At 69.7% G+C, this 12,724-nt stretch carries 14 protein-coding genes; 7 read left to right on the top strand and 7 right to left on the bottom strand.

The window, feature by feature from the left end; genetic code table 11:
- Positions 1-40: 40 nt before the first annotated feature.
- Entirely contained in the window at positions 41-220 is a 180-nt protein-coding gene (locus AB0M48_RS00770) for a hypothetical protein (protein WP_363834916.1), read from the top strand.
- Here the strand turns inward: AB0M48_RS00770 and AB0M48_RS00765 are convergent.
- Both AB0M48_RS00765 and kstR read right to left on the bottom strand, forming a co-directional pair.
- Positions 192-593 carry an MmpS family transport accessory protein gene (locus tag AB0M48_RS00765; protein ID WP_363834913.1) on the bottom strand — a complete coding sequence of 134 codons (402 nt, stop codon included), beginning with the start codon at positions 591-593 and terminating at the stop codon, positions 192-194. The two genes, AB0M48_RS00770 and AB0M48_RS00765, sit on opposite strands and share 29 nt — an antisense overlap.
- A 76-nt stretch (positions 594-669) precedes the next feature.
- On the bottom strand, positions 670-1,245 hold the full coding sequence (gene kstR / locus AB0M48_RS00760; RefSeq protein WP_266037289.1) for a cholesterol catabolism transcriptional regulator KstR: 576 nt from the start codon (positions 1,243-1,245) through the stop codon (positions 670-672).
- Positions 1,246-1,404: 159 nt separating this feature from the next.
- Here kstR and AB0M48_RS00755 point away from each other — a divergent pair, with 159 nt between their 5' ends.
- Genes AB0M48_RS00755 through AB0M48_RS00730 form a run of 6 tightly spaced genes read left to right on the top strand, consistent with a single transcriptional unit; the run spans position 1,405 to position 7,806 of the window.
- Complete coding sequence (locus AB0M48_RS00755; protein ID WP_363834910.1) at positions 1,405-3,306, top strand: acyl-CoA dehydrogenase family protein; 1,902 nt, start codon at positions 1,405-1,407, stop codon at positions 3,304-3,306.
- A complete protein-coding gene (locus AB0M48_RS00750; RefSeq protein WP_363834908.1) occupies positions 3,307-4,269 on the top strand; it encodes an acyl-CoA dehydrogenase family protein in 963 nt (320 codons plus the stop codon).
- A complete protein-coding gene (locus AB0M48_RS00745) occupies positions 4,259-5,386 on the top strand; it encodes an acyl-CoA dehydrogenase family protein (RefSeq protein WP_363834905.1) in 1,128 nt (375 codons plus the stop codon). Before AB0M48_RS00750 ends, AB0M48_RS00745 begins: the two co-directional genes overlap by 11 nt.
- Positions 5,386-6,270 carry an OB-fold domain-containing protein gene (locus tag AB0M48_RS00740; RefSeq protein ID WP_363835880.1) on the top strand — a complete coding sequence of 295 codons (885 nt, stop codon included), beginning with the start codon at positions 5,386-5,388 and terminating at the stop codon, positions 6,268-6,270. Before AB0M48_RS00745 ends, AB0M48_RS00740 begins: the two co-directional genes overlap by 1 nt.
- Entirely contained in the window at positions 6,257-6,640 is a 384-nt protein-coding gene (locus AB0M48_RS00735) for a MaoC family dehydratase (RefSeq protein WP_363834902.1), read from the top strand. Before AB0M48_RS00740 ends, AB0M48_RS00735 begins: the two co-directional genes overlap by 14 nt.
- Positions 6,637-7,806, top strand: coding sequence for a lipid-transfer protein (locus AB0M48_RS00730; protein ID WP_363834899.1), 1,170 nt, complete (start codon positions 6,637-6,639; stop codon positions 7,804-7,806). Before AB0M48_RS00735 ends, AB0M48_RS00730 begins: the two co-directional genes overlap by 4 nt.
- A 117-nt stretch (positions 7,807-7,923) precedes the next feature.
- On the opposite strand, the gene AB0M48_RS00725 is transcribed toward AB0M48_RS00730, so the two are convergent.
- The 5 genes from AB0M48_RS00725 to AB0M48_RS00705 are packed head-to-tail and all read right to left on the bottom strand — an operon-like array spanning position 7,924 to position 12,657.
- Positions 7,924-8,754 carry a MaoC/PaaZ C-terminal domain-containing protein gene (locus AB0M48_RS00725; RefSeq protein WP_363834896.1) on the bottom strand — a complete coding sequence of 277 codons (831 nt, stop codon included), beginning with the start codon at positions 8,752-8,754 and terminating at the stop codon, positions 7,924-7,926.
- 10 nt (positions 8,755-8,764) lie between these two features.
- Positions 8,765-9,733 (bottom strand): ferredoxin--NADP reductase, encoded by a 969-nt coding sequence (locus AB0M48_RS00720; protein WP_363834893.1) that lies wholly within the window; start codon positions 9,731-9,733, stop codon positions 8,765-8,767.
- The gene (locus AB0M48_RS00715) at positions 9,726-9,965 is read right to left on the bottom strand and encodes a hypothetical protein (RefSeq protein ID WP_319983731.1); all 240 of its coding nucleotides are present in this window, start codon (positions 9,963-9,965) and stop codon (positions 9,726-9,728) included. The genes AB0M48_RS00720 and AB0M48_RS00715 overlap by 8 nt, the downstream gene beginning before the upstream one ends.
- Positions 9,962-11,089 carry a Rieske 2Fe-2S domain-containing protein gene (locus AB0M48_RS00710; RefSeq protein ID WP_363834889.1) on the bottom strand — a complete coding sequence of 376 codons (1,128 nt, stop codon included), beginning with the start codon at positions 11,087-11,089 and terminating at the stop codon, positions 9,962-9,964. The genes AB0M48_RS00715 and AB0M48_RS00710 overlap by 4 nt, the downstream gene beginning before the upstream one ends.
- Positions 11,086-12,657, bottom strand: coding sequence for an FAD-dependent oxidoreductase (locus AB0M48_RS00705; RefSeq protein WP_363834887.1), 1,572 nt, complete (start codon positions 12,655-12,657; stop codon positions 11,086-11,088). The genes AB0M48_RS00710 and AB0M48_RS00705 overlap by 4 nt, the downstream gene beginning before the upstream one ends.
- Positions 12,658-12,724: the final 67 nt, after the last annotated feature.

Genomic DNA, 12,724 nt, shown 5'->3' with positions numbered 1-12,724 from the left:
GGTACGTGGGGGTGCCGGCGCGGGGGAAGGGGCGGCTTCCGTGTCGCGAGGCGGAGAACAGGCGCTGATCGTGCTCGGTCTGATCCTGCTCGGGTTCGTGGTGGGGGCCGCCATGGCCGTGCTCGGGATCGAAGAACCGTGGACCTACGTGGTCATGGCGGTCCTCACGATCGTCGTGGTACCGCCGGTGATCAGGTACCGGTCACGGAGTCGCAGCTGACCGTCCCGCCGGGCTTGCCGGTCGCCGACGCGAGCTCCTTCACCCCGTCCAGCAGGATGCGGCACGTCAGCACCTGATCGGCCTTGGGCGTGGCGGAGACCTGCGCCCTCTCGCCGGCGTTGATCACGACCTCGAAGGACCACGGCAGCGGCTTCTCGGTCGTGACGATCCGGGGTGTCTGTTTGCGGTAGCGCGTGGCCGACTCCGAGTACGTCACCTCCACGAGCGTCTCGGCGGGCTGCGCCGACACCTCGTAGGTGATGGCCCAGGCCTTGCCGGTCAGCGTCGTCCAGCCGCCGTGGTGGTTCACCAGCAGCACCGTTCCGCCGCCCACCAGGGCCAGTGCGGCGAGGACGACCGCGAGCGTCTTCATAGGACAGACGGTAGTGGCGGGCGCGTGCGCCGGCATCGTTCGGCGGTGTGACCCGCGGGTCATCCCGCGGGAGGACTCACTTCAGCAGCAGGCGGACCGTGAGTTCGAGGCGGTTCGCGACGTCCGTGGCCGTGGCGCGGCGGGTGACCCAGGCGACCAGGTTCGACAGCCACACGTCGCCGATGACGCGGGCGATGGCCTTCTGCTCGTCCGTCGGCGCCTCGTCGCTCATCGCCTTCGTGAACATGCTCTCCATCAGCCAGGAGACCTTGTCGATCTCGGCGCCCGCGGAGGCGTCGGCGAAGGTGAACGCGCGCGTCATCGCCTCGGTGAGGTGCGGGTTGCGCTGCAGGCCCCTGGTGATGCGGCCCAGCACGAACAGCACGCGCTCGTACGGCGAGTCGCCGGGGACGGTGGTGCGGTCCATCTTCTCCTGGGCGCGCTCCAGCTCGACGGCGAGGCTCGAGACGAGCAGGTGGACCTTCGAGGGGAAGTAGCGGTACAACGTGCCCAGCGCGACGTCCGCCCGGTCGGCCACCGCGCGCATCTGGACGGCGTCGAACCCGCCCTTGGACGCCAGCGCGATGGTCGCGTCGACGATCCGCTTGCGACGCTCGCGCTGGGCGGCCGAGCTGAGCTCGTCGCCCGCCATGAGCGCGTCCGTGCGCGACTTCGAAGGTGACACGGAGATGATCCTCCTGGAACGTGTTGCAGCTGCGTTCGCATCATACTCGATCGGTTTGGCAGCCATGATCTGTTGCCGGAAATAGAACACGTTCTATAAACTTCTTCATGTACTGGAGGAGGCCGCATGCCGATCGCCACGACCGGGGACCAGCGAGCGCTACGCGACAGCGTGGACGCCGCCGGGAACGAGTGGGCGGATCTCGTCGAGGTCGGGTTCTTCGAGGTGACCAGGGAGGGCGGCACGGTCACCGATCTCGCGGTGATGCTGGAGCGGGCGGCCGAGAACCTCGTACCCGGGCCGTTGCTGCCCACGGCGCTGGTGTCGGTGCTGTTCCCCGATTTCGACGGGATCGCCGGGTTCGGGTTCTCGTCCCACCACGTGGTCGGTGCCGCCGAAGCGACGCATCTGTTGCTCAAAACGGACAACTGGACGCTCGTGCCCGTCGGGCAGGCGACCGTCGCCGCGCTGGAAGCCGTGGACCACTCACGTTCGCTCGGGTCGGTGGTGGTCGGTGAGCCGGGCGAGGCGGTGGCCGACCCGACCGATCTCGCGGTGACGCTGATGGCCGCCGAGGCGAGCGGGGTCGCCGCCTGGTGTCTCAACACCGCTGTGGAGTACGCGAAACAGCGCCAGCAGTTCGGGCGTGTCATCGGGTCGTTCCAGGCCGTGAAGCACCTCTGCGTGGAGATGTTGTGCCGCGCCGAGCAGGCGTCGTCGGTCGCCTGGGACGCGGCGCGGTCGGTCGGTGACGACGAGCATCCGCTGGCGGCCGCGGTGGCGGGTGCCGTCGCGTTCGACGCGGCCGTCCGCAACGCCAAGGACTGCATCCAGGTGCTGGGCGGAATCGGCTTCACCTGGGAACACGACGCCCACCGCTACCTGCGCCGGGCCTTGGCGCTGCAACAGCTCGCGGGAGGTGTCGCACGGTGGCGCCGGCGTGTCGCCGAGCTGGCGCTGGCCGGTGCGCGCCGGTCGCTCGCCGTCCAGGTCGAGTCCGATCCGGACGTGCGCACGTTCGCGGAGGAGATCGCCGGACTCGATCCCGCCGCTGCGCGGGAACGGCTGGCGAGCAGCGGGTTTCTGGTGCCGCACTGGCCGAAGCCGTACGGGCAGGACGCCGGGCCCGCGCGGCAGATGGTGATCGACAGCGAGTTCGCCCGTGCCGGGGTGCGCAGGCCGGACCTGGTCATCGGCGGCTGGGCGGGGCCGACGATCCTCCGGCACGGAACACCCGAGCAGCAGGAACGGTTCGTGCCGCCGACGTTGAGCGGTGAGCTGACCTGGTGCCAGCTGTTCAGCGAACCCGAGGCCGGCTCGGACCTGGCGTCGTTGCGCACCAAGGCTCTCAGAACCGACGGTGGCTGGAAACTCACCGGTCAGAAGGTCTGGACGTCGCTCGCGCACCAGGCCGACTGGGCGATCTGCCTGGCCCGCACGGACACCAGCGTGCCGAAGCACAAGGGCATCACCTACTTCCTGGTCGACATGCGGTCTGAGGGCATCGACGTGCGGCCGTTGCGGGAGATCACCGGTGACGCCCGGTTCAACGAGGTCTTCCTGGACGACGTGTTCGTGCCGGACGACTGCGTGGTCGGCGCGGTGAACGACGGCTGGCGGCTCGCCCGCACGACCCTCGCGAACGAACGCGTCGCGATGGGCTCGTCGCTCGGCGAGCCTCTCGAGCAGGCCCTCAAGTCCCCGGCCGCTCCTGACCACGCGGAACGGCTGGGTGCGCTGGTGGCGCAGGGACTCGCGGTGTCGGTGCTGGACCTGCGGGCGAGCCTGCGGGTGCTGGGCGGACAGGAACCGGGCGCGGAGTCCAGCGTGCGCAAGCTCGTCGGGGTGCGGCAGCGGCAGGACGTCGCCGAGTTCGCGGTCGACCTGCTCGGGCCGGACGCCGCCGTGGACAGCGGCGAGATGCACGAGTTCCTGCTCAGCCGCTGCCTGAGCATCGCGGGCGGGACGACGCAGGTGCTGATGAACCTGGCAGGCGAGCGGATTCTCGGCTTACCGAGGGAGCGCTAGATGGATTTCCAGCTCGACGAGACCCAGCAGGAGATCGCCGCCCTGGCGGCCGACGTGCTGGGCAGGGAGAGCGCCACCCCCTGGAAGGCGTTGGGAGAGGCGGGGTTGCTGGCCCTGGCCGTTCCGGAACGGCTCGGTGGCGACGGGTTCGGCGTGCTGGAGACGGCCGTGCTGCTCACCGAGGTCGGCCGGCGGGCGGTGGACGTCCCGGCGCTGGCCACGCTCGCGCTGGGGGTGCTGCCGATCGTGCGGTACGGCACCGCCGAGCAGCAGGACGCCTTGCTGCCGCTGGTGACCGAACAGCACGGGGTGCTGACGGCGGCGCTGAGCGAACCGTCACGGCCCCTGCCCGCTGAACCGGAGACCACGGCAGGGCCGGACGGCATCTTCGGCGTGAAGATCAACGTGCCGTACGCCGCGGAGGCGAGCCGAATCCTGGTCAGCACGAACACCGGCGTGTTCGTCGTCGATCCGGCGCAACCCGGTCTGTCCACATCGGACGGCATCGTGCGACTCGAAGGCGCCCGCGGTGAACTGCTGGTAGGCGCGGAGGACGGCATCCGCCGGTTCGCGCTCGCCGGAGCCTGCGCAATGGCGGACGGCGTCCTGGCCGGAGCCCTCGACCTCACCGTGAAGCACGTCGGCACCCGCCACCAGTTCAGCAAACCGCTGGCCACCTTCCAGGCCGCCGCGTTGCTGGTCGCGGACGTCTACATCGCCTCGCGCACCCTGCACCTGGCGGCGCTGACCGCCGCGTGGAGCCTCGACGACACCGACCTGGACACGGCTGCCTACTGGCTCGCGGCGGAGACCCTGCCGGCCGTGCACACCTGCCACCACCTGCACGGCGGCCTCGGGCTCGACATCACCTACCCGATGCACCGCTACTACGGCATGGCCAAGGAGCTGACGCGGTTCGTCGGCGGAGTGGAGCACCGCTTGGGAGCCATCGATGTTCATTGACCTCACCGCGGAGCAGCGCAAGCTGCGCGACGAGCTCCGCGAGTACTTCGCGACCGTCATGTCCGCCGCCGAACGCGAGGCGATGCTCACCGAACGGCACGGCCAGACGTATCGCGAGCTGGTCAGAAGACTCGGGCGGGACGGACGGCTCGGCGTCGGCTGGCCGGAGGAGTACGGCGGCCTGGGGTTCGGCCCGGTGGAGCAGCAGATCTTCGTCAACGAGGCCGCCCGCGCGGACGTCCCGCTGCCGTACGTGACGCTGCAGACCGTCGGACCGACGCTGCAGACGTACGGAACCCAGGAGCAGAAGGACTTCTTCCTGCCGAAGATCCTCAGCGGCGACCTGCACTTCGCCATCGGCTACACCGAGCCCGACGCGGGCACGGACCTGGCCGCGTTGCGCACCAAGGCCGTCCGCGAAGACGACCACTACGTCGTCAACGGGCAGAAGACCTTCACGACCGGTGGCCACGACGCGGACTACGTGTGGCTGGCCTGCCGCACCGGAGCGCCGGACTCGCGGCACAAGGGCATCACGATCCTGATCGTCGACACCACCGACCCCGGCTACTCCTGGACACCGATCATCACCTGCGACGGCGCGCACCACGTCAACGCCACCTACTACAACGACGTCCGCGTGCCCGAAGCCCGCCGGGTCGGTGAGGAGAACAAGGGCTGGAGGCTGATCACGACGCAGCTCAACCACGAACGCGTGATGCTCGGCCCGTCCGGCCGGCTCGGTGCCCTGGTCGAGCGGGTCCACGGCTGGGCCTCGGAACGCCAGCTCCTCGACGAACCCGACGTGCGGCGGGCGCTGGCCGAGGCACGGGCGGTCCACCGCGTGAACGAGCTGCTCAACTGGCAGGTCGCCAGTGGCGAGATCGAGGTCGCGGACGCCTCGGCGACGAAGGTGTTCGCCGCCGACCGGACCCAGCACGTCGGCCGGTTGCTGGAAGAGCTGGTCGGCCGCCACGGCGCTCCAGCCGAACTGACGAAGTGGCTGGACGTCCAGGCCCGGCGCAACCTCGTGCTGACGTTCGGCGGGGGAGTGCAGGAGATCCAGCGCGAGCTGATCGCGAACATCGGGCTCGGTCTGCCGAGGGTGGTGCGATGATCGACATCGAGAAGGAGGCCGCCCGCATCGCCGAACAGGGCGAATGCGCACCGCGGCTGGCGCGGGACCCGGTCAACCTGCCGATGATCAACAACTGGCTGGAGGCCATCGGCGACGAACACCCCGGCTACACCGAGGTCGCGCCGCCCGCGATGGTCCAGGTGTGGACGATGGCCGGCCTGCGCGGCCAACGCGCGGTGGACGACCCGCTCGGCGCGATGATGGCCGTCCTGGACGAGGCCGGGTACACCTCCGTGGTCGCGACGAACAGCGACCAGACCTATCACCGGTACCTCGAGGTCGGCGAGCACCTGTCGATCACGACGAGCCTGGAGGACGTGACCGGGCCGAAGCAGACGGGCCTTGGTGAAGGCTGGTTCGTGACGACCCGGAGCACCTGGTGGGCCGGGGACGAGGCCGTCGCCGAGATGCGGTTCCGGGTGCTGAAGTACAAGCCCGCGCAGAAGCCCGAACCGAAGCCGGAAGCCCCGAAGGCCCAGGCGATCCGGCCGTCGGTCAACCGCGACACCGAGTACTTCTGGGAAGGCACCCGGCAGGGCGAGCTGCGCATCCAGCGGTGCGGCGGGTGCGGTCTCCTGCGGCACCCTCCAGGCCCGATGTGCCCGGAATGCGGTGCCACCAAGCCGAAGTACCTCGTCTCGGAGGGTTGCGGCGTGGTCTACAGCTACGTCGTGCACCACCACCCGCAGGTGCCCGGCAAGCAGACGCCGTTCGTCATCGCGTTGGTCGAACTGGACGAGGGCGTGCGGATGCTGGGCGAACTGGACGGTGAGCCGAGCGTCGGGCTGCCGGTCGAGGTCGTGTTCACCAAGGTCGACGACGAGCTGACGATGCCCAGCTGGAGGCCCCGTGCGGATCGGTGATTCCCTGCCCGAGTGGCACGTCGAGGCCACCCCTACGTTCGTGATCAGCACCGCGCTGGCCACCCGTGACTTCCAGGACGTCCACCACGACCGCGACCTCGCGGTCCAGCGCGGCTCGAAGGACATCTTCATCAACATCCTCACCACCACCGGCCTCGTGCAGCGCTACGTCACGGACTGGGCGGGCCCGGAGGCGCTGGTGCGGCAGGTGAACATCAAGCTCGGCGCGCCCTGCTTCGCCTACGACACGCTGAAGTTCTTCGGCCAGGTCGTCGGACGCGAGCAGCAGGACCTGATCATCGAGGTCGTCGGCCGGACGGCGCACGGCGACCACGTCACCGGAACCGTGAAGATCGAGGTGCCCGCGTGAACGCCGCGATCGCAGGGATCGGCGCGACGGACTTCTCCAAGGACTCGGGCCGCAGCGAACTCCAGCTCGCCGCCGAGGCCGTCAGAGCCGCCCTCGGCGACGCCGGCCTCGAACCGTCCGATGTGGACGGCCTGGTCAGCTTCACCATGGACACCAACGCCGAGATCGCGGTCGCGCGCGAGCTGGGCATCCCGGAGCTGACGTTCTTCAGCCGCGTGCACTACGGCGGCGGCGCGGCGTGTGCGACGGTCCAGCAGGCCGCGATGGCCGTCGAGACCGGCGCGGCGAAGGTCGTCGTCTGCTACCGGGCGTTCAACGAACGCTCCGGGCACCGGTTCGGGCAGGTCCAGACGGCGGCCGCGGCCAACATCGACAACAGCTGGTCGTACCCGATGGGCTTGGGCACGCCGGCCGCGATGGTCGCCATGTTCGCCCGCCGGTACATGCACGAGTACGGCGCCACGAGCGAGGACTTCGGCCGGATCGCGGTGATCGACCGCAAGCACGCCGCCACGAACCCGCACGCGTGGTTTCACGACCGGCCGATCACGCTGGACGACCACCAGTCGTCGCGCTGGATCGCCGAACCGCTCCGGCTCCTCGACTGCTGCCAGGAGAGCGACGGCGGGGTCGCGCTCGTGGTCACGTCGGCGGAACGCGCCCGCGACCTGCCGAACAGGCCCGCGCACGTCAGGGCGGCGACGCAGGGCAGCGGCGCGGACCAGTTCACGATGACCAGCTACTACCGCGACGACCTGACCGGGCTGCCCGAGATGGGCGTGGTGGCCAGGGGACTGTGGGAGAGGTCGGGCATCGGTCCGTCCGATGTGGACGTCGCCGTGCTCTACGACCACTTCACGCCGTTCGTCCTGGTCCAACTGGAAGAACTGGGCTTCTGCGGACGCGGCGAGGCCAAGGACTTCGTCGCGTCCGGTGCGCTCGAACTGGACGGGACGCTTCCGCTCAACCCGCACGGCGGCCAGCTCGGCGAGGCCTACCTGCACGGCATGAACGGCATCGCCGAGGCGGTGCGCCAGATCCGCGGCACCGCGGTGAACCAGGTCGCCGGCGTCGAGCACGTGCTGGTCACCGCCGGCACCGGCGTCCCGACCAGCGGCCTGGTCCTCGGTCAAGGTGAGGGCGTGTCCCGTAGGTCCGTTCGATGAGAGTCACGGTCGAGAGACCCGGAGGCGGTGCCGCCGCGACGGCCTCATACCGGGCGTATTCGGGCGTTGCGGCGGTGCCGTCTCCGGGGCCCTCGGCCGCGACTGTCGCGGACGGACTTACAGGACACGCCCCAGCACCGCGTCGGCGAGAACGGGACGGTCCCCGGCGGAAGTCGTGAGCACCAGCCGCGGACCGTCCCGCCACACCTGCGTGGTCAGCGTCTCGCCGGGGAACACCACGCCCGCGAACTTCGCCCCGAACGACGCCACCTGCTCCGGCCCGTCGAGCACGGCGTCGATCACCGCCTTGCACACCACGCCGTACGTGCACAGCCCGTGCAGGATCGGCGCGTCGAACCCGGCCCGTCGCGCGAACTCGGGATCGGCGTGCAGCGGATTGCGGTCACCGCACAGCCGGTAGAGGTACGCCTGCTGCGGCAGCGTCGGCGTCTCGATCACGAAGTCCGGCGCGCGTTCAGGCACCTCGACCTTGCCCGAAGGCCCGCGTTCCCCGCCGAACCCGCCCTCGCCACGAGCGAAGATGCTGGACCGGGTCGTGTACAGCGCGGTCCCGTCCGGCGTCACGGCCGTCGACTCCTGCACGATGACCGCCGCCTTGCCCTTGTCCCACACGTCCGCGATCCGCGTCCGCAGCACGGCCTCACCCTCGGCCGGCAGCGGAGCGTGCACGGTGATCTCCTGCGTGCCGTGCAGAACCCGGGCCAGATCGATGTCGACACCGGGGAACGACACGGCGGGTGGCGCGGTCTCGTGGAAGCGCGGCGCCACCACGCCGAACGTCGGCAACACCCGCAGGCCCTGCTCGTAGACGTAACGGAGCTCGGTCGCCCCCAGCGCCAGGTGGTAGAGCAGCACGTCGGACTCGGTCCAGGAGAAATTCACCTCGGGAAGCTCCGCCCCGACGGCGACGGAAGGATCGATCGGCATCAGGCGCCCCTCACTCGTAGGTGATCTTCACGGTGTCGGTGACCGGAACCGACTGGCACGCCAGCACGATGCCCTCGGCGATGTCCTCGGAGTCGAGCACGTCGTTGTTGAGCATCTTGACCTCGCCCTCGACCAGCCGGCACGCGCACGCGCTGCAGGCACCCTCGCGGCACGAGTACGGCGCGTCGAGTCCCTTCTCCAGCAACAGGTCGAGCAGCTTCGTCCGCGCGGGCCACGGGATCCGGTGCCGTTCACCGTCCAACTCGACCTCGACGACGGCGTCCGGCCGGTCGTCGGCCACCGGGACCACGGCCGAGAACGGATCACTGGACAGCGACACGAACTTTTCGACGTGCACGACCGGCACGTCGTGCAACGCCTTGCGCGCGGCCTCCATGAACGGACCAGGTCCGCACACGAACGCCTCGTCACAATCGCGGACGAACGCCCGCAGCCCTGCCGCGGAAGGCAGTCCCTGCACCGATTCCAACCAGTGCACGACGGTCAGCCGATCCGGGTGCTGACGAGCCAGCCCGGAAAGCTCTCCCGCGAAGATCACCGAAGCCTCGTCCCGGTTGGCGTACACCAGGAACACCCGCCCCGAGCCCTGGGTCAGCACGGCCCGGATGATCGACATGACCGGCGTGATCCCGCTCCCGGCCGCGAACGCCAGCAACGACCCGTCCAGCGACGAGGGCGTGAACACCCCGGCCGGTGCGAGCACGTCCAGTTCCATCCCGGCGGTCAGCGACGAGCACATCCAGTGCGACCCGTACCCGTCCGGCGTCCGCTTGACCGTGATCTTCAACGGCTCACCCGGCGCGCTGGACAGGGAGTAGCAGCGCGCCACGTCACCGGCCCGCACGGTCAGGAACTGGCCGGGCCTCACCGCGAAGTCGGTGCCCGACAGCACGAACGAGCGCGCGTCGGCGGTCTCCTCGATCACGGCGTCGACCCGCAGCCGGTGCACCTCAGCCATCGGCGACCTCCAGCGTTCCCTCGCGCACGGCCTTCTCGATGCTGTCGCGCAACCGCAGGCACGTCGGCACGAGCGCCGCCCGCGCGCCGCACAGTTCAGGGCAGTCACGGGTGTCGGACAGCCACTGCACGCTCGTGTGCTGCGGGCTGTTCTTCTTCACCAGCACCCGGTTGCCGCAGTCGCACCCGACCGGCACCATGCCACCGACGAGGAACTCGTCGCGCTCGCTCACGTCGCCTGCTCCTGGCGTGCGAGGTTCTCGGCGACCTCCTTCTCCCACACCTCGATCGCCCGGCTCGTGTCGACCTCGAACTCGAAGCGCCGCACCATGTCGTCGGTGACGTCCTCGACGTCGACGTAGAACTGCTCGTACCAGCGCCGCAGCTGGTACACCGGCCCGTCCTCCTCGCACAGCAACGGGTTGTCCACCCGCGACTTGTTCTGCCAGATCTCCACGTCCTGCAGGAACCCGACGCCGATGCCGCGCGCGAACTTCGCCGCGATCTTGTCCGCGTGGACGTCGTCGACGCCCGGCAGCTTCTTCACGATCGCGCCCCACTGGAGCTTGAACGACGTCGGCGAGATCGGGTAGTGGCAGTTGATCAGCACCGTCTCGATCTCGATGCCCTTGTAGTCGTTCCACAGGTAGTCGATCATGTAGGACGGCCCGTAGTACGCGGCCTCCGACCGGACTTCCACGTCACCGGTGTAGTTCGAGCCCATCGCCACGTCCGGGCGGCCGCGCGTCGTCAGGTACTGCGAGGCGACGTGGCCCTCCATCACGTTCTTGAAGTACGTCGGGAACGCGAAGTGGATGTAGAAGAAGTGGGCCATGTCGACGACGTTGTCGATGATCTCGCGGCAGTTCGCGTTGTCGATCACCACCGAGTCCCAGGTCCAGTTGCTCCACTCGTCGCTGAACGCCGGCTCGATGCGCGGGATCGTGACGTGCTCGGGCGGCGGGTTGCCCTGCGGGTCGTTCCACACGAAGAGCTGCTTGTTCTCCTCGAGCGTGATCCACGACCGGGTGCGCGCCCGCAGCGGAACCCGTTTGGCGTAGGGAATGTCGACGCACTTGCCGTTGCCCGCCCAGCGCCAGTCGTGGAACGGGCAGGCGATGGTGTTGCCCTTGATCGTGCCCTGGGTGAGGTCGCCGCCCATGTGGCGGCAGTACCCGTCCAGGACGTTGATCTTGCCGTCGTCGGTCGCGAACACCACGAGCTTCGTGCCGAACGCCTCGATGGCGTGCGGTTCGCCGTCGCGGAAGCTGCTGGCGAGCCCCAGGCAGTGCCAGCCGCGCGCGAACCGTGCCGGCGGCGTGCCCGCGTCGATGAGCCGCACGCTGTCCTGCGTCATCGCTCTCCTCCAGAGATGTCGAGGCCGGCGAGGTACCCGAACGTCATCGCCGGTCCGAGGGTGGCGCCCGCGCCCGCGTAGGTGTGGCCCATGACCGAAGCGCTGGTGTTGCCCGCCGCGTACAGGCCGTCGATCACCGAACCGTCCTCGCGCAGGACGCGCGCGCGGGCGTCGGTGCGCAGGCCGCCCTTGGTGCCGAGGTCACCGGGCACGATCCTGACCGCGTAGAACGGGCCGGTGGTCAGCGGCGCGAGGTTGGGGTTCGGCTTGGTGCGCGGATCGCCGTAGTAGCGGTCGTACGCGCTGTCGCCGCGGCGGAAGTCCACGTCCCTGCCGTCGACGGCCAGCGTGTTGAACCGCCGGACGGTCTCGGTGAGCTCCGGCAGGCCGGCTTCCTGTGCGAGTTCTTCCAGACTCGGCGCGGTGAGCACCGACTCCTTCCAGCGCCGGGGGAGCGGGCGCCGGGGCGGGATGCCGCAGAACGGGTAACGGCCGCGGTAGGAGTGGTCGAAGACGAGCCAGGTGTCGCCGGTCATCGCGTTGACCACGTCGATGTAGGGCGCAGCCTCGTTCACGAACCGGCGGCCGGTCTTGTCGACCAGCACGCAGCCGGGCAGCGATCGTTCCGCGAGCAGGAAGAACGGGCCGCGCGGCAGCGGGACCGACGGGCCCCACCACGCGTCGTCCATCAGCGCGACGGCGGCTCCGGCTCGTTGACCGGCCTCGATGCCGTCACCGGTGTTGGCCTTCGCGCCCACCGTCCACTCCGTACCGATGTTCTGGTGCTGCTTGCGCATCTGCTCGTTGTTCTCGAACCCGCCGGACGCCAGCACCACGTGCTTCGCCAGGATCACCTTCTCGCCGACGAGAACGCCGACGACGCGCCCGTTCTCGTGGTGCAGGTCGGTCATCGCGGTGTTGAGCCTGACCTCGACGTTCAGCGCGGTGAGCCCGGCGCGCAGGCCCGCGGTCAGCGCCTGGCCCATGGTGAGGCGGCGGCCCGGCAGGAACCGGCGTGCGAACACCTTGGCGGCGGTGAGGATGCCGCGCGGATGCCTGCCGATCAGGGTGAGCCACCGGTAGTCGGTCTGGGTGATCACGATGCCCGCGGGCGTCGGCACGTAGGGCGGTTCGAGGTCCTTGACGTCCTCGCCGAGCAGGGCCGCGTTGAACGGCAGGGGCTCGACCGAGCGGCCGCGCGGCTGCCCTCCTGGCGCCTCCGGGTAGTAGTCGGAGTACTCGCGGACCCAGCGGAACTTCAGCGGCGTGTGGGCGCAGACGAACGCCAGCATGGCCGGTCCCGCGTCCAGGAACGCCTTGCGCAGCTCGTCCGGGACGTCCGGAGCGATGTGCGCGAGGTAGGTGGCGGCGCGCTCCGGCGAGTCGGGTACGCCGTTGGCGGCGACCACGGCGTTGTTCGGCACCCAGATGCCGCCGCCCGACCGCGCGGTGGAGCCGCCGTAGTGGGCGGCCTTCTCGATGATCAGGGTTCGCAGGCCGTGTCGAGCGGTGCAGAGCGCGGCTGTCATGCCTGCCGCGCCACTGCCGACGACGATCACGTCGTACATCGCACCTCCCGGAGCTCAGACTAGAACAGGTTATAGTTCTGAGGCGGTTTGGCGCTATGGTGTAGGA

It is taken from the genome of Lentzea sp. NPDC051208, assembly GCF_040682435.1.
In the GTDB taxonomy this organism is placed as follows: Bacteria; Actinomycetota; Actinomycetes; order Mycobacteriales; family Pseudonocardiaceae; genus Lentzea; species Lentzea kristufekii.
Note: the sequence above shows the minus strand (reverse complement) of the source record. Positions and strands in the feature narration are given on the sequence as shown.